The 24,205-nt window shown below is 36.7% G+C and carries 22 protein-coding genes and 2 pseudogenes; 4 read left to right on the top strand and 20 right to left on the bottom strand.

What is annotated here, in order from left to right; all coding sequences use genetic code 11:
* Positions 1-331 precede the first annotated feature (331 nt).
* The 4 genes from AAC147_RS15765 (at position 332) to cysE (ending at position 3,423) form a co-directional block, all read left to right on the top strand.
* Entirely contained in the window at positions 332-769 is a 438-nt protein-coding gene (locus AAC147_RS15765; protein WP_047682729.1) for a rhodanese-like domain-containing protein, read from the top strand.
* Between the two features lie 208 nt (positions 770-977).
* The gene (secB, locus tag AAC147_RS15760) at positions 978-1,448 is read left to right on the top strand and encodes a protein-export chaperone SecB (protein WP_047682727.1); all 471 of its coding nucleotides are present in this window, start codon (positions 978-980) and stop codon (positions 1,446-1,448) included.
* Entirely contained in the window at positions 1,448-2,467 is a 1,020-nt protein-coding gene (gene gpsA / locus AAC147_RS15755; RefSeq protein ID WP_047682724.1) for an NAD(P)H-dependent glycerol-3-phosphate dehydrogenase, read from the top strand. The genes secB and gpsA overlap by 1 nt, the downstream gene beginning before the upstream one ends.
* A gap of 134 nt (positions 2,468-2,601) precedes the next feature.
* Entirely contained in the window at positions 2,602-3,423 is an 822-nt protein-coding gene (gene cysE / locus AAC147_RS15750) for a serine O-acetyltransferase (RefSeq protein ID WP_047682812.1), read from the top strand.
* Between the two features lie 68 nt (positions 3,424-3,491).
* On the opposite strand, the gene trmL is transcribed toward cysE, so the two are convergent.
* From trmL to rfbA, 20 genes and pseudogenes are all read right to left on the bottom strand, one after another.
* Entirely contained in the window at positions 3,492-3,995 is a 504-nt protein-coding gene (gene trmL, locus AAC147_RS15745; protein WP_047682722.1) for a tRNA (uridine(34)/cytosine(34)/5-carboxymethylaminomethyluridine(34)-2'-O)-methyltransferase TrmL, read from the bottom strand.
* Positions 3,996-4,104: 109 nt separating this feature from the next.
* On the bottom strand, positions 4,105-5,577 hold the full coding sequence (gene wbaP, locus AAC147_RS15740; protein WP_081989057.1) for an undecaprenyl-phosphate galactose phosphotransferase WbaP: 1,473 nt from the start codon (positions 5,575-5,577) through the stop codon (positions 4,105-4,107).
* A gap of 67 nt (positions 5,578-5,644) precedes the next feature.
* Positions 5,645-7,078 carry a phosphomannomutase gene (locus tag AAC147_RS15735; protein WP_047682720.1) on the bottom strand — a complete coding sequence of 478 codons (1,434 nt, stop codon included), beginning with the start codon at positions 7,076-7,078 and terminating at the stop codon, positions 5,645-5,647.
* Entirely contained in the window at positions 7,071-8,507 is a 1,437-nt protein-coding gene (locus AAC147_RS15730) for a mannose-1-phosphate guanylyltransferase/mannose-6-phosphate isomerase (protein ID WP_047682718.1), read from the bottom strand. The genes AAC147_RS15735 and AAC147_RS15730 overlap by 8 nt, the downstream gene beginning before the upstream one ends.
* 15 nt (positions 8,508-8,522) lie before the next feature.
* Positions 8,523-9,689 carry a glycosyltransferase family 4 protein gene (locus AAC147_RS15725; protein ID WP_047682715.1) on the bottom strand — a complete coding sequence of 389 codons (1,167 nt, stop codon included), beginning with the start codon at positions 9,687-9,689 and terminating at the stop codon, positions 8,523-8,525.
* Positions 9,673-10,644 carry a glycosyltransferase family 4 protein gene (locus tag AAC147_RS15720; protein ID WP_262947631.1) on the bottom strand — a complete coding sequence of 324 codons (972 nt, stop codon included), beginning with the start codon at positions 10,642-10,644 and terminating at the stop codon, positions 9,673-9,675. The genes AAC147_RS15725 and AAC147_RS15720 overlap by 17 nt, the downstream gene beginning before the upstream one ends.
* A gap of 431 nt (positions 10,645-11,075) precedes the next feature.
* The gene (locus AAC147_RS15715) at positions 11,076-12,308 is read right to left on the bottom strand and encodes an O-antigen ligase family protein (RefSeq protein ID WP_052189582.1); all 1,233 of its coding nucleotides are present in this window, start codon (positions 12,306-12,308) and stop codon (positions 11,076-11,078) included.
* Between the two features lie 633 nt (positions 12,309-12,941).
* The gene (locus AAC147_RS15710; RefSeq protein ID WP_047682711.1) at positions 12,942-13,889 is read right to left on the bottom strand and encodes a glycosyltransferase family 2 protein; all 948 of its coding nucleotides are present in this window, start codon (positions 13,887-13,889) and stop codon (positions 12,942-12,944) included.
* 458 nt (positions 13,890-14,347) lie between these two features.
* Positions 14,348-14,548: pseudogene (locus tag AAC147_RS15705) on the bottom strand (IS630 family transposase); the annotation flags it as partial.
* Positions 14,549-14,571: 23 nt separating this feature from the next.
* Positions 14,572-15,535, bottom strand: a pseudogene (locus AAC147_RS15700) (IS110 family transposase).
* A 143-nt stretch (positions 15,536-15,678) separates the two neighbouring features.
* The gene (locus AAC147_RS15695) at positions 15,679-15,987 is read right to left on the bottom strand and encodes a transposase (RefSeq protein WP_052189581.1); all 309 of its coding nucleotides are present in this window, start codon (positions 15,985-15,987) and stop codon (positions 15,679-15,681) included.
* 140 nt (positions 15,988-16,127) lie between these two features.
* A complete protein-coding gene (locus AAC147_RS15690; RefSeq protein ID WP_231571440.1) occupies positions 16,128-16,391 on the bottom strand; it encodes a winged helix-turn-helix domain-containing protein in 264 nt (87 codons plus the stop codon).
* Between the two features lie 298 nt (positions 16,392-16,689).
* Positions 16,690-17,253 (bottom strand): acyltransferase, encoded by a 564-nt coding sequence (locus tag AAC147_RS15685; RefSeq protein WP_052189579.1) that lies wholly within the window; start codon positions 17,251-17,253, stop codon positions 16,690-16,692.
* Between the two features lie 196 nt (positions 17,254-17,449).
* On the bottom strand, positions 17,450-18,541 hold the full coding sequence (locus AAC147_RS15680) for a WavE lipopolysaccharide synthesis family protein (RefSeq protein WP_047682704.1): 1,092 nt from the start codon (positions 18,539-18,541) through the stop codon (positions 17,450-17,452).
* Positions 18,531-19,973: a lipopolysaccharide biosynthesis protein gene (locus AAC147_RS15675; RefSeq protein ID WP_047682702.1), complete on the bottom strand. Its 1,443-nt coding sequence runs from the start codon at positions 19,971-19,973 to the stop codon at positions 18,531-18,533. The genes AAC147_RS15680 and AAC147_RS15675 overlap by 11 nt, the downstream gene beginning before the upstream one ends.
* An 11-nt stretch (positions 19,974-19,984) precedes the next feature.
* Complete coding sequence (locus AAC147_RS15670; protein WP_047682700.1) at positions 19,985-20,716, bottom strand: glycosyltransferase family 2 protein; 732 nt, start codon at positions 20,714-20,716, stop codon at positions 19,985-19,987.
* Between the two features lie 2 nt (positions 20,717-20,718).
* Positions 20,719-22,248: a capsular biosynthesis protein gene (locus AAC147_RS15665; protein ID WP_197056389.1), complete on the bottom strand. Its 1,530-nt coding sequence runs from the start codon at positions 22,246-22,248 to the stop codon at positions 20,719-20,721.
* A 13-nt stretch (positions 22,249-22,261) separates the two neighbouring features.
* A complete protein-coding gene (locus AAC147_RS15660) occupies positions 22,262-22,642 on the bottom strand; it encodes an HAD hydrolase family protein (protein WP_369793162.1) in 381 nt (126 codons plus the stop codon).
* 48 nt (positions 22,643-22,690) lie between these two features.
* Positions 22,691-23,236 (bottom strand): dTDP-4-dehydrorhamnose 3,5-epimerase, encoded by a 546-nt coding sequence (rfbC, locus tag AAC147_RS15655; RefSeq protein WP_047682696.1) that lies wholly within the window; start codon positions 23,234-23,236, stop codon positions 22,691-22,693.
* A 44-nt stretch (positions 23,237-23,280) separates the two neighbouring features.
* Positions 23,281-24,171 (bottom strand): glucose-1-phosphate thymidylyltransferase RfbA, encoded by an 891-nt coding sequence (gene rfbA, locus AAC147_RS15650; protein WP_047682694.1) that lies wholly within the window; start codon positions 24,169-24,171, stop codon positions 23,281-23,283.
* Positions 24,172-24,205: the final 34 nt, after the last annotated feature.

Raw genomic sequence — 24,205 nt, 5'->3', positions numbered from 1 at the left:
TTGCCAACATCTGTCTGTCGCGCCCGATTATTTCATGTGAAATTGCCTCTGACCAGAGAATGGTCTATTTTTTTATCTTTTTGAACCACAATATAAATTTTAGTTAACTTAGCTCATTTATTATCGAAGATCCCGTATATGTCCAGTTTGGCATGAAATATTTTAATGACGTATGACAATCAAGTGATTAGTGAGGATTTTTTATTTTTTCTCGAAACTCTCCGCAAAATCTGCATCAGGTTGATGCTAATTGGCTGTAATTGACACAACACACAGGTATACTCTGTTACCTTAGATTTTTGTTATTAACTAATGGGAGTTGTTGCCCTCCATGCTGCAAGAAATCATGCAATTTATTAGCCGGAACACGATCCTGAGCCTCGTTTGGATTGCCCTGTTGGTGGCTGTCATTGTCCTGACAGTAAAAAGTGTATTCTCTAAGAGTAAAGATATCACTCGCGCACAGGTGATCCATTTAATCAATAAGGAAGATGCTATCGTCGTTGATTTACGCTCTCGTGACGATTTCCGCAGAGGGCATATCATTGGTTCTGTTAACCTGACACCCTCTGAGATTAAAGAGAATAATCTGGGTGAATTGGAAAAACATAAAAAGCAGCCTGTGATCATTGTCTCAGCGAATGGACTGGAATCTAAAACACCGGCAGAGAATCTGGTGAAAGCAGGCTTTGAACAAGTTTATACCCTGAAAGAGGGAATTGCCGGGTGGACGGGTGAAAACCTACCATTATCCCGAGGCAAGAAATAACGAATATAGATGTAAGTAGTATATACCCAATAGATTTCCAGATGCAGCACGACGGCAAGGAAGTGAATCCCTGGGAACGGAGCATAGATAACGATGTGACTAGGGTGAGTGAACGCAGTCAACAAAGCTGCAACTTGAAAGATGAAGGGTATACTTATACTTACATTATCAAGGTTTAATAAGGACGTATCAAAAGGTAAAAATTATTATGTCAGAACAAAACAACACCGAAATGGCTTTCCAGATCCAACGTGTATATACGAAAGACATTTCTTTCGAATCACCTAAGGCACCTCAAATTTTCCAACAAGAATGGCAGCCAGAGGTTAAATTAGATCTGGATACCGCTTCCAGTGAATTAGTTCAGGGAGTCTATGAAGTTGTCCTGCGTGTCACTGTTACGGCGACACTAGGAGAAGAAACCGCATTCTTGTGTGAAGTTCAGCAGGCTGGTATTTTCTCTATTGATGGTATTGAAGGAACTCAACTGGCGCACTGCTTAGGTGCATATTGCCCGAACATTTTGTTCCCATATGCTCGTGAGTGCATCACTAGCTTGGTGGGTCGTGGTACTTTCCCACAATTGAACCTGGCACCAGTTAACTTTGATGCTTTGTTCATGAATTACTTGCAACAGCAGGCTGATTCTCAGTCTGATGAGGCAACACAGGAAGCCTAATGAATACCGCTTCTATGACAGTAATCGGTGCCGGTTCATACGGCACCGCTTTAGCCATTACACTAGCCCGTAATGGACATGATGTTGTCCTTTGGGGCCATAACCCCGCACATGTCCATGCCTTGCAACAAGCCCGTTGTAATCAGGCATTCTTACCGGATGTTTCTTTCCCTGATAGTTTACAGCTTGAAGCCGATCTAAAAAGTGCTGTTTCAGCCAGCCTTAATATTCTGATTGTGGTTCCTAGCCATGTTTTTGGCGATGTCTTACAGCAGGTAAAACCGCATTTACAACCAGATTCTCGTATTGTTTGGGCCACTAAAGGTCTTGAAGCGGAAACAGGGCGTTTATTGCAGGAGGTGGCGCGTGAGATATTAGGTCATGAAATCCCATTGGCGGTAGTCTCTGGCCCGACATTTGCCAAAGAACTGGCAGCGGGTTTACCGACAGCGATTGCCGTATCAGCGACAACACCTGAATTTGGTGAAGAACTCCAGCAGCTTTTCCATTGTGGCAAAAGCTTCCGGGTATACAAAAACCCTGATTTTATTGGCGTGCAACTTGGGGGAGCGATCAAGAACGTTATTGCCATTGGTGCAGGGATTTCGGATGGCATGGGGTTCGGTGCTAATGCTCGCACTGCGTTGATTACCCGTGGATTAGCGGAAATGAGTCGCCTTGGTGCTGCTTTGGGGGCCGATCCATCCACATTTATGGGAATGGCCGGATTGGGTGACTTAGTGTTGACATGTACTGATAATCAATCCCGTAACCGTCGTTTTGGTATGATGTTAGGGCAAGGAATCAATGTTGACGCTGCACAGCGTGAGATTGGACAGGTTGTTGAAGGATATCGTAATACAAAGGAAGTCCGGGCATTAGCCGAGCGGGTTGGAGTTGAAATGCCTATCACAGAGCAAATCTACCAGATATTGTATCGCAAAAAAAATGTAATCGAAGCCGCTCAGGCATTATTGGGAAGAGCCACAAGGGATGAAGGAGAAAGTTCCCACGCTTAATTAGATTAAAATCACCATAAATATTTTTTCCGGCATATGTCCAATAGATTCCAAGATGAAAGACATAGTTCTGGGATAAATCAGGTGCGAATCCATTCGCGATGGTGAAAAACAATCACATGAGAATGATTGATATGTCTCAAGAAGAACTGAATGAAGTTTGGAAAAATATAAAAAATGAGGCGAGAGCGCTGGCAGATTGTGAGCCCATGTTAGCCAGTTTTTTTCACGCGACATTACTTAAACATGAAAACCTTGGCAGCGCTTTGAGCTACATGCTGGCAAACAAACTGGCGACCCCGATTATGCCGGCGATTGCGGTCAGGGAAGTTGTTGAAGACGCTTACCGCAGTGAGCCAAAGATGATTGAATCGGCCGCTCGTGATATTAAAGCTGTCCGGTTGCGGGACCCTGCTGTTGACAAATACTCCACTCCTCTGCTGTATCTGAAAGGTTTTCATGCGCTACAAGCGTATCGCATCGCACATTGGCTGTGGAAGCAAGATCGTAAAGCGCTGGCGATTTACATGCAAAACCAGATTTCTGTTTCTTTTGGTGTGGATATCCATCCTGCGGCGAAAATTGGCTGTGGCATCATGCTTGACCACGCAACAGGAATTGTCATTGGTGAAACCGCAGTAGTTGAGAATGATGTTTCTATTCTGCAATCCGTGACACTCGGTGGTACAGGTAAAGCGTGTGGAGATCGGCACCCAAAAGTGCGTGAAGGAGTAATGATTGGCGCGGGTTCAAAAATTCTCGGCAACATAGAAATTGGCCGTGGTGCGAAGATTGGTGCGGGTTCAGTCGTATTAAGACCTGTACCGCCGCATACCACTGTGGCAGGTGTACCGGCACGGATTGTTGGTAAACCGGAAAGTGATAAGCCGTCTCTGGATATGAATCAGCATTTTAACGGAATGAATAATGGCTTTGAGAATGGAGATGGGATTTAAGATTTTTTCTCTTTCGTTAATAAAGAATTAAATACATTCAGCGCGGTTAGGCGCTGAATGCTTGTGTTTTAATCCCGCAACAGCGCACCCGGATAACCCAGTTGCCGCCACGCTTCAAACACGACCACTGATACAGAATTCGAAAGATTCATGCTACGACTATCCGGTAGCATAGGAATTCTTATTTTCTGTTCAGACGGCATGTTATCCAGCACATAAGGAGGTAACCCGCGAGTTTCCGGGCCAAACATCAGATAATCCCCATCACGATAATTGACATTACTGTGCGCCGGAGTACCTTTTGTTGTTAGTGCAAATAGGCGTGCTCCAGAAGGGGATTGTGCATTGGTTGGACTAAGCCCTTCACTTTCCAAAAATGCATTGTAGTCGTGGTGTTGTTTGATATTGGCAAACTCATGGTAATCCAGCCCTGCACGACGCAGACGTTTGTCATCCCATGTGAAACCTAATGGTTGGATGAGATGAAGTTGACAACCTGTATTGGCACACAGGCGAATGATATTACCCGTATTAGGCGGAATTTCTGGTTCGAATAGGACGATGTTTAGCATGTTTTGATACTTTCATTACAATAATATTAACTGCATGAAGAGAGTTCATAAAAATTGGATTAGAAATATAAAAACTGTTTACAATCACTAAAGCATTTTTATTCAAAGACTAATAAGCACCATCTCTTTTAAGTACTACATTAATTGTCTTAAATAAAATTGTAATATCATTCCAAAGCGCCCAGTTCTTTACATACCAGCTATCAAGATATACACGTGTTGCATAATCCACATCATTACGTCCACTTACTTGCCAGAGACCTGTCATTCCAGGTTTTGCCATGAGGTAATACGATTTGTCATCTCCATAACGCTCAAGTTCTTCTTGAACTATGGGTCTTGGACCAACAAGACTCATTTCTCCTTTAAACACATTTATCAACTGTGGAAGTTCATCAAGACTAGTTTTACGTAAAAAATGGCCGATAGGCGTGATTCTTGGATCATTTTTGAGTTTGAAATCTTTCTGCCATTCAGCTAAAGCATTTTGATCTGTTTTAAGTAAATTTTCCAAAACTTCCGCTGAGTTGCTAATCATAGAGCGAAATTTCAGACACTTGAATCGGTGTTCTCCTTGCCCTATGCGTTCATGCCCATAAAAAGGGGATGCTCCATCACGGGAGACTTTCCAACCGATGAAAAGAAATAGAGGAGAAAGAAGAATCAGTAGGAGAGAAGAAACGACAATATCAAATGTACGCTTAAGAATTATGGATGAACGCTTAGCTAGATTATTTTTAACTCTAAGCATTAAAAGTTCATGACTAAAGAAGTGGGACATATTTGTGCTATAGAGAGGAACACCACGTAATGTTGGGACTATCGATATATTTCGAACTCCATGAGCGGAGAGATAGCGCAACCATTCATCTTGCAATTCGTGTTGTTCATATTCAAGAGCGATAAAGATTTTATGCTGATGATATTTTTCCAGTAACTGCTCTGGAGTGATATGGAATAGAGGAAGTGTACTGACTGGACTGGTAGAACAATTATCGTTTGGAGCTACAAAACCAATGACTCCAAATCCAAGTAATTGTTCGCTGCATATAGCTAAGTAAGCGTCGCGAGCATTATTTCCGTTGCCAATGATGATAGTAGGCATACTCCAATATTTGAGTTTAATTAATAACTTCTTTGTCAGCCATCGAAATAATGGCAGGGTAAATATGGTAATCAGCCAAAACATTGCCCATTGATGGCGAGAAAAATTCCACTTAGAGATAGCAACTATTGCCAAATCAGCTATAGCCAGCCCGATTAGCATTAGGAGTGTTTCTTTCAGTTCATTCCAGAATGGCTTGCGGTAAGTGTAATGTCGTAAATGTCCCCAGGACCAAAAACATGTGACTAAGACAATGATCAGAAAACTCCAAGCTCTGGCTATATCTGATCCACTTTTGAAAACTAGAGAAAATGGAACATTTGTGCGAGTACTTTCAACCCACCATGAAAAAATAAAAGCGCCTGCCATAGCCAATAAATCGCTTGCCATCAGAGAGAAGCGATTAACAGATGCTGAATAGTTTCTATATTCAAGATGTTCTTCTTTTGAATGCTGGAACATTTCCGTTAATGCCATAATATTTACCTAAATTTAAAAGGGTGTTCGATAGGGCATTGAAGTGATTCCTCTACCGAAGTTGTTATTATTTTTGCGTCGCAAGTGTATCTAAGCAAGTTTTAACAATTTCTTTTGCTTTGTTTATATCATCAGCCTCAACATAGCAACGTAGCTCAGGTGCATTACCGGATGGTCTCAGATGAACAATGGTGTTGTTACTAAGAGTCATCCTTAAACCATCAGTGAGATTAATATGAAGAATTTGATGGTTACCTAACCCTAATAAAGTCAATAGCTGTTTCGGATCCTTAATCCCCTTATTTAAAAGTTCCTTACTTAATATCGTTGGAAATTCTTTAAGTCTGTCAGAATGGGTATAACGTGAAGGTAGTGCATTTACTAGTGAAGAAATTCCTTTATCTTTACTTGAATTCAATACGATAAGTGCGGGTAAAAGCGCATCACGAGTGGGTAAAGCGGTCAATTTACTGCCTTCTACATCAATATCACTACCGAGTAAGAAGCCACCATTAGCCTCAAAACCAGCAATACGTTTAAATTGATGTGAAAGGGAGGCAAATTCGGCAATAACATAGGGGGAGCCGATTTTAGTTGAGACAACATCAATGAAGCGACCACAACTCTGTACTACGCTGTTGCAGCTCACAGGAACAGCCAGGGCTTCAATATCTAATGCATCAGCACATAGTAATCCAAGTATGTCACCCCTCAGCCATTCTCCGTGTTCATCTGCCAGTAGTGGGCGATCTCCATCACCGTCGGTAGAGAAGATAGCGTCCAGATCAAATTCTTCTGACCAGTTTTTAGCTTTGAGCCTATCTTCTTCTGTTACAGCTTCTGTATCAATAGGAACAAATTCATCGGTACGTTCAAGCGAAATAACTTCTGCTCCTAGTGATTTGAAGAGAGGAACATAAAGATCACGCCCAGCACTGGAGTGTTCATAAATACCTATACGTTTCCCTGTCAGCCGATTTGCGGAAAACAGAGAATGATAGCGATTTATATAGGCTTCTGCTGCATCTGGTAAGACGGACAGAGTTGTCATTTCAGTAAGTGGTTCAAAAATAACCTCGGCTGATAGGATAGCCATTTCATCGTCCTTAGAAATTTCTCCATCAGGCCGATAAAACTTGAGTCCATTACGGTCAAAAGGAATATGGCTACCAGTAACCATGATGCACGGCATTCCATCTTGCATTGCTTTATAGGCAAGTGCAGGTGTAGGGACCACACCATAATAAATGGGCTCAACGCCAGCTTGTCGGAGGGCAGTTGCACAAGCTACCGCTATGTCAGGACTGCTCGGACGATTATCGATCGCTAGTGCAATCTGAGAAGTTGCGTATCGCTTTTGCATTACGGATATAAAAGCATGAGTAAAAGCCGCACATGCATCTGGAATGAAATCAACAACCAGGCCACGGGCTCCGCTAGTACCAAACGCGATACCACTACCAGAAATAACTTCTCGACTATTTAGCTTCTTATTATTCATTTTCTTCTATTTCTACTCTGCCATAACGATCACTGAGACGAACGATATCATCTCCTCCAAGGTAAGCGCCCGATTGTATTTCTATTACTTCCAGCGGAACCTTACCAGGATTTTCCAGAGTATGTACAACCCCTACTGGTATATAGGTAGATTCATTCTCGGTAACCAAATAGGAGTTATCTCCTTGAGTTACTCTGGCCGTCCCCGCGACTACAATCCAGTGCTCTGCACGATGATGATGCATCTGGGTAGACAGGCTTTCACCTGGCTTCACAGTAATGCGCTTAACTTGATAGCGTTTCCCTTTATCTATGGAATCGTATTTTCCCCAAGGGCGATAAATCTCCCGATGCAAACGATGTTCTGAACGACCAGATTGTTTCAGATTTTCGACAATCTTTTTGACATCTTGAACCTGAGTTTGATCTACAACCAACACAGCATCTTTGGTCTGAACTACAACCAGATTTTTTACACCAACGAGACTGACAAGGCTGTTTTCAGAATAGACATAATTACCGTTGCTGTTGTACTGTAGGACATCACCCTTAAATACATTACCATCTTCGTCTTTTTCTGATATATCCCACAAAGAAGACCATGAACCGACATCAGACCAGCCAGCCGATAAAGGAACGACAACGGCATCCGTTGTGTTTTCCATCACCGCATAATCAATTGATTCACTTGGACAGGCAAGAAATGCTGACTTATCTACCCGGACAAAGTCGAGATCGGGATTAACAGTTCCTACAGCAGTAACACAAGCTGAATAAATATCGGGTCGGAACGTTTTAAGTTCTTGTAGAAAGCGACTGGCGCGAAACAGAAACATGCCACTGTTCCAGTAATATTCACCACTTTGTAAATATTGTTCTGCTGTAACAGTATCTGGTTTTTCAACAAATTGTGCTACTGCAAAGGCACCTTTCTGCTCAGCTCCACGTTGAATATAGCCATATCCAGTTTCTGCATGAGTAGGAACTATACCGAAAGTAACAAGTTTTCCTGCAGTTGCATGGGGAATTGCTTGCTGTACTACCTGTGTAAAGGTTTTTTCATCTCGAATTACATGATCTGCCGCTAAGACTAATAACAGAGGATCTTCATCATTGTCTACGGTTTGAAGAGCGGTAAGTGCTGCTAAGGCAATTGCTGGCGCCGTATTACGCCCTAAAGGCTCTAGGATAATGTTGTGCCCTAATTTGCCTACGTGTCGTAGCTGTTCGGCGACTAAAAAGCGATGTTCTTCGTTGCAAATAACTAAAGGTGATTTTGTTGATAGTTCATTCAAGCGTTGCACAGTTGTCTGCAACATAGTAAATCTACCATCGAGTTTAAGAAATTGTTTTGGGTATAACTCGCGGGAAAGAGGCCATAACCGACTGCCGGAACCACCAGCCATGATGACGGGAACAATTGAACTCATAATATACTCAATTAATTAATAATGAATTTGTTTTTTTGCTTGGAACTCTTGCCACTTATTTTCGACAAAGGAAGTAAATTCCTGAGAAAATCTTGCTTCCGAAAAACGTTCGGCATTTTTCCGGCAAAATTGAGGGTGAAACTGACTAATATTATGTTCAAAATGTTCCACTGCTGAACAGAGTGATTCCACATTCTGTTCTTCGAAAAACAATCCTGTCGGCTTGTCATTTCCTAATGGACGAACTGTTTCGAGAGCACCACCTTTACCAAATGCAATAACAGGGGTTCCACAGGCTTGTGCTTCAACAGGTGTTATACCAAAGTCTTCTTCCGCAGCGAAGACAAATGCTTTGGCCCGTTGCATATGAGATCTGAGTTCTTCAAATGGTTGATAGCCGAGTAAAGTAATATTAGCGTGTCCATCAGCTAGTGCAGCAATCCGTTTGTATTCACTGCCATCACCTATCACAACAAGTTTTTTGTCCGGCATCTTAGTGAAGGCTTCAACTATCAGATCCATCTTTTTATAAGGTACCATTCGTGAAGCAGTAAAATAGAAGTCTTCCTTTTGTTCAATACAAGGGAAGTCTTCTACAGCAACTGGTGGATAGATAACTGTTGCATCACGACCATACACTTTTTTAATTCGTCTAGCGATAAAATAAGAATTAGCAACAAAATGGTCAACACCATTAGCTGTGCGATAATCCCATAGCCGTAATTTATGTAACAGCCATTTGGCGATCCAACCTTTGAAACCTTTATTTAACCCCGATTCTCTTAGGTATTGGTGTTGTAAATCCCATGCGTAACGCATTGGTGAATGGACATAACTGATATGTAATTGATCTGGACCTGTTAGTACTCCTTTGGCAACGGCATGGGAGCTTGATATCACTATATCGGCATGAGAAACATCAAGTTGCTCGATTGCTAAGGGCATTAGTGGTAAATACTTTTGATAGTGCTTCTTTGAACCTGGAATTTTTTGAATAAAAGTAGTTTTGGGATGAATATTATTAAAATGACTACGTTGGGAATCAGTTAAAAAATCAACAACAGAATACATATTGGCAGTGGGATACAAATTCAATATAGCAGAAGATACTTGCTCAGAACCCGCGTAACTCTGTAGCCATTCATGGACCAATACTACTTTTTTTTCATTTAACTTGCTCATTAGCTACTTGCTCCAAAACTTGCTGAATCCGTTCCGCAACCTTATCCCATGTAAACATTTTGGCTCGTACTGTGCCTCGTTCAACTAACATAATTCTTAGATCCTGATCTGTAACTAATTGATTAATTCCATTAGCCATATCATCAATTGAATAAGGATCAATTAACAAAGCTGCATCACTAGCCACTTCAGGCAAGGAAGTAACATTTGATGTCAATACTGGAATCCCACACGCCATCGCTTCTAGGATTGGAAGCCCAAATCCTTCATAAAGCGAAGGAAACAGTAGCCCTAACGCACCGCGGTAAAGGGAAGGAAGATCACTATCATTTACAAATCCGTGAAAAACGATTTTTTCAGATAGATTGAGTTCATTAATCAATTTTATTAATTCAGTGGTTGGGTTACCTGTGAAGAGTAATTTAATACTTGGGTTAATATTGGCTTTTGCAAAGGCTTGAATAAGAGATGGCTCATTTTTATGTAGCTTTCTGTTGCTGACACAAAGTAGATAAGGATGTCCTAATTTTAATGGTTTTACTTTAATATTAAATGAATCATCAACACCGTTTCCGACATTAATAACTTTATGTTCAGAAATACCACTCCACTCTATAATTCTTTTTTTAGAAAACTCTGATACTGTTAATATCCTATTGCTTGTGAAACATCCTCTTTTTATTACGTAATTATAAAAAATTTTTTTTAAAAAACTGCTATTTTCTTTACGATCCAGATGATTTAAATCATGTATGGTGAAAACAAAACTACATTTTGAAGTTAAAGGAGGAATATACCCAGGATAAAAAACAACATTGTTTTTGGAAAACCTTAAAGATTTAAAAGCTAGCAATATAGTTGAAATAGGACTAGAAGGTTTGCATTTAAGATTGAACGCTCCATCCCATTGTCTTCTCTCATATATTTCTCTGGAAAAACGACCGATTCCTCCCATGGAAAACCATGAGTTATCGAACCATATTTTTTTATACATTAGATTTTACCATCACATGTTAATATTTATTTCTAGATTTTAATTAGCAATACAGATAATGCACGTGTTACTTTAATCCTACTTTAGGGTTAAAGTAACACGTGATTCAATACCAAAAGAATCGTAAGTAATGCAATGAAGAAAGGTGGATTTTCATTTTTACTATCAAGAATATATATGATGTCGGGAATGCAATGCTAAAAGATCAATTAAAAGTAATTTTCTATCAGTTTAATATATTTATACTAAAAATCTTCTTTGTGACTAAATATGTTCATCCTTAAAGAAGTCATTTATTTCTTGCTGCAATTGATTATTATTCATAAGCATTGAGAACTAAGTTATATAGAAGGGTAGCTATTATTGTTGGTATTAATATAATTAATTGTATCTTATAGGGTGTTAATGATGGAGGGGCTTTTCTTTATATTATCGTTGCATTTGATTGTCATGTAAAAACCGAGATAAATCCAAGGGTAAAACATATATAATTGAGCTCCGAAAATAAATGGAACAAAAAATAAAACAATAAATACAATTCCAATAATGTCAAATTTAAATAACAGGGATATGATGAAAATAAATCCTAGAAAACCAAAAAGTCCATTTTCTATCAGAAGAGTTAGTAGCCCTCCAAAACCTGTCAAATCCCATTCTTTAACTTCAGGAAATTCACCTCGATATTTTGGGTCGTTTCTTACTAACGAATAAGCTCCTAGTCCAACCCCTACTACAGGGTTATCCAAAAAAATTTTAGGTCCTATATATGATGCAGATATTCTTCCCATGACAAAGTTATTGTCATCAGACCTGTCTTTTAAAATCTCTTTATAATTGTTTATATCTGCTATATAGTTGTAAGCCACCTTATAGATTGTGAATGTTGATACTAGCAAACTAAATATTATAAAAAAAGAAAATCTTATAAAATTTCTTGGAATCAAAAAATTCTTAAGAAACCTATTTTTCATCATAAAATAAACAGTTAATAAAATCGAAATAGACACTATACCTGCTTTTGATTGTGTCAATCCCATGGCTAATGTGAATGTTAGTATATATACTATTTTCCTGTTTCCAACTAACTCCAAAAAAAGTAATGTGCTTATGAAAAGTCCATAAGGACCTCCTTCTACGTAAAAACCCCTCAGTCTATGCACTTCCCCGTAACTTACAAAGTTAGTTTCCATGGTTAGGTCAATGAAAAAAATAATGAGTATTGATATTGTTAAATAAAAGTTATACCTAATGAACTTTGATATAAGTGAACTTCCATTTTCCTTTCTATCCATTGCTAAATTCATTATAACTATTGCAGTTGAAATGCAGAGTATTAATTCTACAAATCTAACTAGTGATATAATATACTTTGATTTTAGACCACCATAGTTTGAATATAAAGACGTTGGAAAAGAAGCAACAATAAAAGAAAAGAATAATAGAAAAATGAAAAATAATATTGGATGAATAAACTTTTTATTGACTCTACGAATGAAAAATGGAGAGATCGATAAAGCGAATAGTTCCCATAATTTTAATCCTCCAATAGTAACATTTGTAAATTGACTCCCAATTGCATAAATAAAAATTATAAGTGATGAGTATTTAATAGAGAATGTATTCATTTATATAGCCCGCAAATCCTAGGTAACCGTTCGCCAGCACTTCTTGACAAACTATATTCTTACTATCTTTAAATTATATGTGACATAAAAATTCAAATTTAAGGTAGCATTACTGCAATTTCGCATAACTAGAAAATAAGTAATACTTAGTTATGGAAGGCCAGTGTATGGTTACTCTGAGGGAACCTACAACAAAGCATGTGTATGCTGCTGAATTTGTTCAGAGGATAGAAGCAGATCTGTCTCATAAATAGGCGGTTTCAATAATGACGACCAGTATTGCTTCAGCCGGATATTGAGTAGTGGTTCTGACGTGGCTTTTCCCTCCTTATTTGCATAATTACTCCAACTTATATGTATGAATTAGGAAATGTTTTCTATACAGTTTGTGTAACTGTGTCTTAAGATCTTAGCTATATTCGTTCATATTAGTGAATTGAATTAATAATTAAAATTTTCAATGGGGCACTTAAATCTTTTCTCAAAAAAAATATGTTATATTGCTATTTCCATCGTTTGGTGATATCAACGTCAATGAATTTGATAGAGTCAGTTTTGATATTCTCCTGAAATTGAATTCACTGAGTACAAAGGTGACAGAGTTTCCGATGAATAAAAGAATCGGTCATCGTATCACTGCATATTTATATTAAACATAATACGTAGACACGTTTTCATTTTTTCGAACTCTTTTCTTCTGGCCCGATTTATGGCTACGCCGAATAATGAAAGCCAAACGAATATATAGAATTTTGGAAAGAATTTTCTTGTGACTATTAATCTATTTCTTATGGAGTAATAATCAGCAATATTATTTTTTCCACCACCAGTACTTGCTCCCTCCTTATGATAAACATGACTTTCTGAACAAACTCCGATTAGAAATCCTTTTGATTTTGCTCGCAAACAGATATCCAATTCTTCAAAATAAAGGAAATAATCTTCACTTAATAAGCCAACATTATTGAGGCATCTTTTAGTGAGAAACATGGCAGCACCAACGACATAATCTATTTTTTCGGCAACTTCATTGTCATTATACTTTATAGAAGCATTTTGCATCCACGCATATTGTTTTGTAGTGCATAACAATTTATTATGTATTCCCCCTAAACTTTGCATCTTGGTTCTGTCATCGAAAAGTATAAGGCGAGAACCGCATATTCCTATTTCAGAGTTACTCTTGCATTTTATTATTAGTTCTTCGATTGCAGATGGATGAACTTCCGTATCGTTATTTAAAATCCAGACATACTCCATATCAGTTTGATTTAACGCAAACAGTATACCTATATTATTTCCACCTGCATATCCAAGATTAGAACCTGATTGGATTAATAAAATTTCTTTATTTCTTTGACATTTATGTTTTTTGATATTTTCAATGGATATTTCAAAAAAATTAGTTGGATTACCTGCAATAATAGGTAATTCATACTTTAATTTCAAATAAGAATTATCTGTTGATTTATTATCAACAACTATAATATTATAATTATCATAGTTTGATTTTAGTAGGCTTTTAACACATGAAATAGTATCTTCGGCACCATTCCAGTTTAGCACAATTATATATATCATAACCTTATTTCCAACTAAGAGTCTACTTCGATAGGACAATATTCTAAATAATCACATTACAAGCCAAATAAAGCACGGATTCATAATTTTAAACACGCTTTTTCTAACGAACCAAAATACGAAGAAAGGCAATTGAGTCAGCTATACTATACTCAATAAACTTGGATATGTATGCCAAGAAATTGATATTTCATTGATTTTTTTAAAGATTCTTTATTAAAATAAAACAGCATCTTGAAGTTAAATTACTATATGAGTTCTTTCAACAACGACTCACTTTGAGATCGTTTTTCCCCTGATAGAGCTCTTATTCTCCTTATTCTCCTTATTCTCCTTTTTCTCGATTGTATACAGGGTGTATAAGCGTGTGCTTTTAACCTTTTTTCAACCAATTTGTATCATAAACCTTATCCAGATGAAGCGAAACTTCATAACTATGTCGTTCTGACTATACCAGTCTAACTTGAAGATGCCGATTTTAAAATCTGAAAGTTGTCAGTTAGTCGAGTCGTGAGTTCTTTCGCCTTTTCTAGCAAAGTGACATGACAAAAGTAACGAAGGGTTTCACGGAATGTCTTCGCATCCGGAAAATAGACATTGTTACACACCTCATTCATATATTTCCATAATTGCTCTATAGGATTAAGGTTTGGGCTGTAAGCAACTGTCTTGAACATAAAAATTATGGCGCAACGTGATGGTAAGATTCATTCCATTCTTCGTTCTTTCTGAGCATTGCATTCAGGATAGTCAGCAACTTACGCATACAGGCAACCAGCGCCACTTTTTTGGCTTTTCCGGCGGCAAGCAGACGCATGTAAAACGCCTTTATCACTGGATTAAATCGGGTACAAGCGCAGAGATGTACAGTGCTGTTCTTACCCCAGCCCTGCCGCCAAAAATGGTTCGCCGACCGCGCATAGTGCCTGAGTCGCGGTTTACGGGCGCAACACCCACAAGTGCGCTGATTTCACGCCGTGAGAGGTGACCCAGTTCCGGAACCTCAGCCAACAAGGCGGCAACCGTCATAGTGCCAACACCTTTAACGCTGCTCAACCGTTCAGAAAGCGCTTTAAAGTGGCTCTTGAGATGCGGGTTCATGTCTGTATCGATTCGGGCAAGTTCACTTTCCAGCGCTTTGATAATGATATTAATGCTTTTTCTGTTTTGCGGATGGGAAGGGTACAGCCGGTTACGTTCAGCCACCAACACCGTAATTAACTGGCGTCTGCGCACCACCATAGCCGCAAGAATCTGACGTTCAGCGTCTGGCAGAGCCCGGATAAAACGTTCCCGTTCCGGATGACGATTAATGACCTCCGCCATCTGTGCGAGTACTCTGGCGTCAATACGGTCAGTTTTTGCCAGATATCCCATCACACGGGCAAAGCCACGTGCCTGTCTGGGGTTAATAACAGCAACGTCAAAGCCTTCTGCCTGAAGCGAGCAGGCCACGGCGGCTTCAAGCCCGCCAGTGGCCTCCATCAGAATCAGCGCAACGAAATGCGTTCTCAACGCAGCAAGAATGGTATCAAAACATCAGAGTCGTTACTTGCAGTGAACTGTGCAAACTCATGACTGGCAGCGATGTCCAGTATTGCTTTAGAAACATCAATTCCCACACGGAGTGGATTTGGCAGACTCATTATTACCCCTCCTTGCAAATACGTTATGGAGTACGGACAACTGTTCGGGTTTCAGATGGTATGCGCCAATCGCTTACAGACGGGCTAGGAACCCTAGGCGGCATCAGGCTGCATACACCGCACCAAATCTAATCGTATTTATTTTAACCTACATTTAAGATACAAGGCGGCAGGTAATACAATTCAATATTAAGGACATACGTAATCTCTTTCACTAATTCTGCCCAGTGGTAACCTGCACCATCCAGAATAATATGGTTTTTTTGCGAAAGCGGGTAAGTTTCCCGGATTGCCCCGAAAAAATACGCGATGTTTTCAGCATTGATACTCGGATATTCACGGATCACCGTGTCTTCAATGCGTTGTAAATTGAGGGCATCCAGAGTATTGAGACGGGTACGACTACCTGTGGTTTCGACCCCTTTACCTGATTTTTTCCTGCTTTCATCCAACCATAGCTGAATTTTGTGGACTAGGGAGGATGCACCGCATCAATAAATAGGTTCGGTTCATTCTGACCCGCCCGGTTTTTCAGAGACAAGTAGTCATCAATAAATTGTTGCTGCTTATCCGCATCGAATTTATGAGGAACTTACTTGGGTTTTTTGTAGTTGAAACTCTGGCAATGAAGCCATTTCGTCATTCCACCCTCGCTGAAAGGCACCTGCCAATGTGATCGAACATAGGGCACAACTTGAGTTGTAGTATGCACCAAATTTGCCGTTAAATAATCAATCAGGTCAGCGGGTTTTTCGGCAGAGAGATGGCTTTCAGAACCGCCATTTTCCGAGGTGAGCTTTTCCTGAACGATGAAGTTTTTTAGGTGACGGCTGACCGTACTTTCATGAATACGCAAGACCTAGGCGTGTCCAGCCCTTTGATGCCAACAGCACGACCTTGATGTGATCATAGACTCGACTATCACGAGTGGTATCATGCATCAATTCGAGGGTACGTTTTTGTTCTGGTGTCAGATGAATTTTCATGGTTGCAAGTATGATCTGGTTTGGATAAGAAATTAAGCATTTTCAATGGTGATTGGTATAGAAATTGATATTTAGATTCGAGTTTTGAGCGATTCAGCTAAAGCAATAGAATACATGATATAGTTTTGCACAAAATATATTTAATACTGCATTTTTCATAATTAGAAATTATCTTTTTTTGATTATTTTAGCAGGTATTCCACCAACCATAGTGAATGGAGGTACATTAGTATTTACAACTGATTGAGCCGCAATAATAGCACCTTTGCCAATTTTAATGTTGCCAAGGATTACAGCGCCATCACCAATCCAAACATTTTCTTCGATAAATATCGCTCCTTTGGAAACCAATGGGCGTTCATTTGGCCTGATAATGAATTCTTTTTCGAGATCTTCAGTATAACCATGAGAATGATCTGTGATTATAACTTTAGAACCTATTAAGCATCCTGAACCAATTACAATGGAGTCTAAAGCGGTAATATGAGACCAATCAGATATGCTTACATTATCACCAAATTCTATTTTTGAGTTATCATTAATTGGTTGTATCCATGTTCCTTGACCGGAAGAAAAATTGTCACCAAAAATGATTTTCTCATGGTTAAGTATCCTAGAGCTTCTCCAATCTATATTGATTTTTTTTCTATATAGAAAGGATAGTAACAGATTTAATAATTTGTTTTTTAATCTATATGATAATGAGATAAAAATATAGAAAAATTTGATCATAAGTACTACTCAGTTAAATTTTAATATGTCTTCACAAGGGAAAATTATTCTTAGGTCAATTGGTTGGGCTTGTGAGATAATAAGATAATATTATTTGAAACTATTTATAATACATGAAAATATAAAGTACATATCTTCAATGGAAGACAGATTTCTCAACTTGTTATATATATTCTTAATGTATATAATTTTTAATTTAGTTTTCATCTTTATTAAGATAGCTAGAAAGATCCCGTTGTTTTATCTTACTTTCGCCATCGTGCATGATGAAAAAATCACTAGCTTTTAACATTGTTAGAACTTGGTTTTTATCATACACACCATTCCCAACTAAATTATATTCTTCAGAATTATATTTCAACCAAAGAAGATCGACTGTTTCTTTATCTATTAAATAGAAAAATTTAGTTATGAAATCATAATAGCTATTATGATCAATGCTATCACATACACCAATATTCTTAGCTAAATTTCTATGAACGAATATTTCAGCTACATTTTCCTCAACGATGTCCCGAACTTTATACTTGGTTTGGGCAAATTCATATGCAGTTCGGGTTCTTTTATCATCAGTGAATGACCACATCTTAATTAAATCATCTGTCAACCCAAATTGAAACATATCACACATTGACCAAGGACGAAACTTACACACGGACATTGTAAGTTCGATTATTCTGTTTTCTATAAAATTATTTGGATACGGAGGATTATTAACAAGAATTTTTCTAAAAAATGGTAGAGTTGTCCAAGAGTAAAACCTTTGATCAGTTCGAGTTTTGAGAGCATATTTACACTTCAATTTTCTGGCTTGCATCAACCCCTCGAGTGTTGTCTTTTTTTGTAAGTTTATATTATGCGAACCACTTATTTTTGGTTTTTTGTTTAAGATAACATAGGATTCATTCTGTAACTTACAAATAATATCTGTATTGGAATCATCCCAGGTTGATACAATTATATTTATATTATTATAAAATTTTTTATAGAGTAGTACAGTTTCGTATGTGAAGTCTCTTTCAGAAGCTATTGGACCTTGAATTATAATAGCGAAATCCGAGAAATCGACATTATCGGTATCCCATATATGTTCTACTGGAACATCTTTAGCTTTGGCCGGTCTTTTATGATGAGAAAAAAAATATTTAGATTTTGATCTTTTATTAATAGAATAGATAACGAAATCTTGAAGTTTATCCAGAAAGAAAACAATTAACGGAGAGAAAAAACAAATAATAATTTCTAAAGATTCTTTAATTTTTTGTCTTCTCTCGTATTTAATTTTCATTATATCTTTTACCTATTGAATATAAATTAGAAATATAAGAAGTGATAATGTATATAAGTAATGATATGCAGATTACAAATGTTTTATAAAAAGTATTTGTAATAATTTCATATTTACTGTCATCTAAAATAATAAATAAAAGTGTTGAAATAAAAATGACTCCTCCTCCAAGAGGGAGTAATTTAAAGATAAGCCATTTATTGAATTTAAAAAAAGTTAGTGCTCTCTTGATATTAAAAATTTCACAACTTATTGACTGAGATAAGAGAACTCCGCCTATAGCGCCCTCTAAACCATATAATTTAGAACCTAAAAAACTAAACAATACTGAGAATATACCAGCAACAGCTGTAATTTTGATATAATTTGTTTCTCGGCAACTAAAACAAGCTGAAGTCAAAGTTGCTTGTATAGATTCAATATAGATGAGAAGTGAAAAAAATAGGAAACAAATAAATCCAATAGTGCTGATATTAGGTTTTATAAAATGTATAATTTCATTACCAAATGCATTTAAAAATAAACATCCGATCAGGGCGATAATCGATACTTCAAAAATAACACTCATTATTTCTTTGTTAAATGAACCAGCCCCATTTCTTGCAAAATTTTGAGACCATTTCGGTGAGTTCAGTTGTATAGGTATGTTACATACAGCAAGTACACCAAAGAATAGTTGATAAATTATAGAGTATTTTACAACATCTTCTGCTGCTAGGGTAAATGATATGACATAGATTGTCGAATTAAATACAAAAAGTGAAGGTACGTAGGTTAATGTCCAATCTCGCAAATTTGGGAAAATTTTTCTTATAATTTTCTTGTCATAATGGTAGTTCCATGCTTGATATAAATCTTTTCTACTTATAAAACAACTCAAGGATATAATAACTAAAGATTGAAACAAAATAGCAATATGTAGAGAGTATATATTAAATTGTAAATATAAAAATGCATATACACTGAATAGGAATATTAATGAAGATAATAGTCTAATTGTTTTTTCTATTAAAGCACTTATATTGACAAAAACAAGTGATAGAAGAATGTTGGAAAATATTCTTAAACAAGATAAGGTTACAAATAGACATATTAATGTGGTTATTTTATTAATGCCTGTTATGCTTATTGTTAGTGAAGGTATTACAAGTAGAAGAATAACTGTTCCCGAAAACGTAAGTAAAGTTTTAATTATAGTATAATTAAAATTTTCGGGTTTAGATATTTCACCCTTTTTAGCAATTGAAACTTCTCGAATAATAGCTTGTGATATACCAAAATCAAATATAGATATATAGGGTATCAACGCAGCAAGCAATACCCAAGTTCTCATCTCTGATATATCGAGAAAGTGAGCTGCAATTTTTATTGTTAATATACCTTGTATTGTTTGAATAGCAATACATAGAAGAGATACTATACGCGTTAACAATTGCTTCTACCTTATCTATGATGATGCAAAAAATTGTAATATTCATCTGGGGTACCACAGAAAATAACATTTTCTCGCTCAACTATATTGAATTTTATTTTACTTCCTTTTTCTATTAAATAATTATACATGGGAGCAATATAAAGTTCGTTATTTGTCCACTCTTGAGAGGGTAAGCTTGCCATGAAATCAAAAGTATTAATATAATCAGCTGCTTTAGAAAAATGATATAATCCTGTAGAGCATAGATTAGAAACAGGCACTTTTTCAGTAGTTAGTTCAACAAACTCGGATTTATCATCAGGTTTTACATATGACCAATTATTACCATTGCCTATAAAAACCTCAAGATAGCCATCTACATCAAGCTTATTCTTAGGATAAATGAAATTAGGTCTGAATGTGTCTATGTTAAATATAGTGATTGAATCATTTAGGAGCTGATTTCCTAAATTTTTAAGAGCTAGCGCTGCTGTTTCTGCTTGCCCCCTTGTTGTGGATTCTAAGATATGAATATAGTAATCCTTTATACCAAGTTGTTTGATTTTATCAGTTACAAATTCAGGGGTATCATATATATCACGAATAATAAAAATAAACTTTTTTGACTGGAAGTAATTAGAAAAACTTAGTATGGAATGTTCAAAAAGCGTTTTCCCATGGGCATCTAGCATATACTTTGGTTTATCGAAACCGGCTGAGAAAAAACGCGAACTTGAACCAGCCATTGGTATTATTATCATAATTATGCCTCATTGAATTCTTTGAACAATCTAAATGCATTTGCTAAAAGTGCATATTGTCTTCTTTGATTATCATTATGTAGTGGCAACATAGATATAAAAAGATGGACTTGCATAGCACAAAGAGCTTTATAAGAGATATTATATTTTTCGTTTATTAACAAAACGAAATTACTTTGTATTTGGCTAATATCTTTATTTAGATTAATTGTAAAGTTAATATTTCCTGATGTGGTATCGACATTAAAATCATAGAACCCTGAAATAATCCAATCGTATAATCCAATAACTGAATGTGCTAATTTTGTTATATCATAATATATGCTTCCATATATTGTTAAATTACCTTTTGCATCTATTCCTCTTGGGTCAATAACTTTTATTCTATCAGTTCTAAAATCATATAGAATATTGCTAAAACAAAAATCTCCGTGAATGATAGATTTATTTCCGACTGGGATACCATCAATAAAATCTTCTGTTTTACTTATTATTGTTCTTAAAGATATTGGTTTGTCTGAGTTTAAACTCCATTCTTTATCAATGGAAAATTTTTGCTCTTTTAAGAATATATCTATTCGTGAACGGGTTTTATCAGAAAATAGACTTTTTAAACAATCGGAACCTGAAGTTTTTTTCTCAAATTTATGGCAGTCATCTATAAATGTAAAACATTTTTTTATAATTTTATCCCAAATTGTAGGTTCGATCTCTGAAAAAATATATAGTTCATTTAAAGGCGTATTATATAAATATTCTAATTTATATGAATAATTACCGTGATCGTCAATGTTATCACCTAAATATTGAGGTGTATAAATTTTCAATTGGAGGGGAATAGAGGAAAACCAATTAGCTTCTGCTTTAATCTTTAGATTGTTGCTACTTCTCTTTTCAATATAATCTCTATTTATCTTTAAATCATTAAAAGCTCTTTGAGTAGTGAATTCAGCTTTTGACTGATAGTACTTATTTATATGTCCAAAGTCATACCAATTTAAATTTTTTTGTACCTCCAATGTCTTATTTTTGTTGTATATTTTTATACCTTCAACAAAATCCCATCTTGCCTTTATTATTGATCTGATAAGTAATCCTGGATCAGATATAGAAAAATATCCTGCTATTATACTTTCATTTTCTTCGAAAGAACCCCATGTGTATCCATCATTTTTTTCTGATGTAACGATAATATCTTCACCCCAAGGTATAGGTTTTATTAAGGTATCTCCAAATAGTATTTTGAGAGTTTGAGAGTCCTTAAATATTATGCTATTAATTGCAGTGACTAAAGATTCACCTAAGGTTATACTATCAGGTAAATAAATTATTTCGATATTATTTTTAACAAACCATATTTTATCATCATGTGATAGTTTATAGCTTTCAGGAAGAGATATATAAATATCTTCGTTCTTTTGTGCTAGTTCAACCTGGTATTTATAGAGTCTTTTATTGCCAAGAGGTAATAGACAAGGGGGAATATCACCAAACTCAGCTTTTAAATCTTGCCCAACATAGGCGGCTGACATTATTAATAACATTTTAAAGGTTAATTAGTTTAGATATTTCATTTTCAGAAAGTTTGACAAATTCGTCCGGTCTTATTGCTTTATCATCTACATAAAAACCATCAGTCCCACACCACGGTTTTCCTACCACAATTTCATCATATGGAACACTATGTTTATTTAACCATTCAGTAATTATAGGAATTGTGTGAATATTTATCTTTCCTATATTGCCATCAAAAGAGTTCATATTTCTTGCAGTATGGATAACTATATAATATCCAAGTTTTTTAAAACTCAAAAGTCTTTCAATTACATCCAATCTAGGTGATACATTCTGATAATCCCTTGTATCAGTATTTGTTAATGTACCGTCTAGATCAATTATAATTTTCTTCATATTATTATGAGACATAGTATCCTCAAATTTGTGATAGTTAGGTATGATTTGTCTAACTAAGAATCAAAATAAATCGGCTAAATTAAATAGAGATGCCTTTTCATCTTTTGAAGAAAGTTTTAATTTAGTGTTATTTGGCCAGTCAATAGATAATAAATCATCATTCCAGATGATACTTCTTTCATGGCTAGGAGTGTAATAATTAGTTGTTTTATAAAGAAACTCAGCTGTGTCACTGAGTGTTAAGAATCCATGAGCAAATCCCTCAGGGATCCAAAAATGGCGTTTATTGTCAGCACTCAGATTAACCCCAATCCATTGCCCAAATGTGGGAGAATTCTTGCGAATATCAACAGCTACATCAAAAACTTCGCCTGATATACACCGCACCAGTTTCCCTTGAGTGTAAGGTTCTAACTGATAATGAAGCCCACGTAATACTCCTTTACTGGATTTAGAGTGATTATCTTGAACAAATGTTACGGAGCGTCCAACAGCTTCTTCAAAGACTTTCTGATTGAAACTTTCGAAGAAAAAACCGCGCTCGTCTCCAAATACCTTAGGTTCGAATATTAATACATCAGGGATTGCTGTTTTAATTACATTCATCGGGGGAAATCTCTGGATATGAGGATTGAGAAGGGTCTTACCTACTAATTTGATTGCTGATCTCTTTCCACTATTTTTAGCAGATATTGACCATAGTCGTTCTTAGCCAGCGGAGTAGCCAGTTTTTTGAGCTGAGAAGCATTAATAAACTTTTTACGGTAGGCAATTTCTTCAGGACAGGCAACTTTTAGTCCCTGACGTATTTCAATAGTTTGGATAAAATTACTTGCTTCTATCAGGCTTTGATGAGTACCAGTGTCTAGCCAGGCATAACCACGTCCCATCATAGCTACCGATAATTCGTTTTGTTCAAGGTAGAGGCGGTTAATATCGGTAATTTCTAGTTCACCTCGTTCGGAAGGAGTGAGACTTTTAGCCATTTCTACCACGCGGTTGTCGTAGAAATAGAGCCCAGTCACTGCATAGTTACTTTTAGGTTTCAGCGGCTTTTCTTCCAGAGAGATGGCTTTTCCTTCTTTATTAAACTCTACTACACCATAACGTTCAGGATCATGTACATGGTATGCAAAAACTGTTGCGCCGTTGGTTTTTTCAGAGGCCTGTTCCAGCTGCTTTTGTAGATCATGACCGTAGAAGATATTATCTCCTAAAACTAGAGCGCAATTGTCTTCACCAATAAATTCCTCAGCAAGGATAAATGCCTGAGCCAAGCCGTCGGGGCTTGGCTGCACTTTGTATTGAAGATTAAGTCCCCATTGATTGCCATTCCCCAGCAATTGTTCAAATCGGGAAGTATCCTGAGGTGTACTGATAATAAGAATGTCCCTAATCCCAGCTAGCATCAATGTGCTTAAGGGATAGTAGATCATAGGCTTATCATAGATAGGCAGTAGTTGCTTACTTACTGACATCGTGACAGGATAAAGGCGGGTGCCAGATCCTCCTGCCAGAATAATACCTCGGCGTGTTGTCATATTGTTTAACTTACTATTATAAAATGAAAATATT

The organism is Xenorhabdus sp. NBAII XenSa04, assembly GCF_963866145.1.
GTDB lineage: Bacteria > Pseudomonadota > Gammaproteobacteria > Enterobacterales > Enterobacteriaceae > Xenorhabdus > Xenorhabdus indica.
The sequence above is the reverse complement of the archived record's forward strand: the minus strand, read 5'-3'. Positions and strand labels throughout refer to the sequence as shown.

Excerpts from the sequence above, each read along its gene's own strand:
- AAC147_RS15665 (WP_197056389.1), bottom strand. The coding sequence starts at position 22,248 with ATGTCAGCCGCCTATGTTGGGCAAGATTTAAAAGCTGAGTTTGGTGAT.
- AAC147_RS15735 (WP_047682720.1), bottom strand. The coding sequence starts at position 7,078 with ATGAATAATAAGAAGCTAAATAGTCGAGAAGTTATTTCTGGTAGTGGT.
- rfbC (WP_047682696.1), bottom strand. The coding sequence starts at position 23,236 with ATGAATGTAATTAAAACAGCAATCCCTGATGTATTAATATTCGAACCT.
- AAC147_RS15765 (WP_047682729.1), top strand. The coding sequence starts at position 332 with ATGCTGCAAGAAATCATGCAATTTATTAGCCGGAACACGATCCTGAGC.
- rfbA (WP_047682694.1), bottom strand. The coding sequence starts at position 24,171 with ATGACAACACGCCGAGGTATTATTCTGGCAGGAGGATCTGGCACCCGC.
- AAC147_RS15660 (WP_369793162.1), bottom strand. The coding sequence starts at position 22,642 with ATGTCTCATAATAATATGAAGAAAATTATAATTGATCTAGACGGTACA.
- AAC147_RS15730 (WP_047682718.1), bottom strand. The coding sequence starts at position 8,507 with ATGAGTTCAATTGTTCCCGTCATCATGGCTGGTGGTTCCGGCAGTCGG.
- AAC147_RS15715 (WP_052189582.1), bottom strand. The coding sequence starts at position 12,308 with ATGAATACATTCTCTATTAAATACTCATCACTTATAATTTTTATTTAT.
- gpsA (WP_047682724.1), top strand. The coding sequence starts at position 1,448 with ATGAATACCGCTTCTATGACAGTAATCGGTGCCGGTTCATACGGCACC.
- AAC147_RS15670 (WP_047682700.1), bottom strand. The coding sequence starts at position 20,716 with ATGATAATAATACCAATGGCTGGTTCAAGTTCGCGTTTTTTCTCAGCC.
- cysE (WP_047682812.1), top strand. The coding sequence starts at position 2,602 with ATGTCTCAAGAAGAACTGAATGAAGTTTGGAAAAATATAAAAAATGAG.
- AAC147_RS15720 (WP_262947631.1), bottom strand. The coding sequence starts at position 10,644 with ATGGGAGGAATCGGTCGTTTTTCCAGAGAAATATATGAGAGAAGACAA.
- AAC147_RS15710 (WP_047682711.1), bottom strand. The coding sequence starts at position 13,889 with ATGATATATATAATTGTGCTAAACTGGAATGGTGCCGAAGATACTATT.
- AAC147_RS15680 (WP_047682704.1), bottom strand. The coding sequence starts at position 18,541 with ATGAAAATTAAATACGAGAGAAGACAAAAAATTAAAGAATCTTTAGAA.
- wbaP (WP_081989057.1), bottom strand. The coding sequence starts at position 5,577 with ATGGCATTAACGGAAATGTTCCAGCATTCAAAAGAAGAACATCTTGAA.
- trmL (WP_047682722.1), bottom strand. The coding sequence starts at position 3,995 with ATGCTAAACATCGTCCTATTCGAACCAGAAATTCCGCCTAATACGGGT.
- AAC147_RS15725 (WP_047682715.1), bottom strand. The coding sequence starts at position 9,689 with ATGAGCAAGTTAAATGAAAAAAAAGTAGTATTGGTCCATGAATGGCTA.
- AAC147_RS15685 (WP_052189579.1), bottom strand. The coding sequence starts at position 17,253 with ATGATCAAATTTTTCTATATTTTTATCTCATTATCATATAGATTAAAA.
- secB (WP_047682727.1), top strand. The coding sequence starts at position 978 with ATGTCAGAACAAAACAACACCGAAATGGCTTTCCAGATCCAACGTGTA.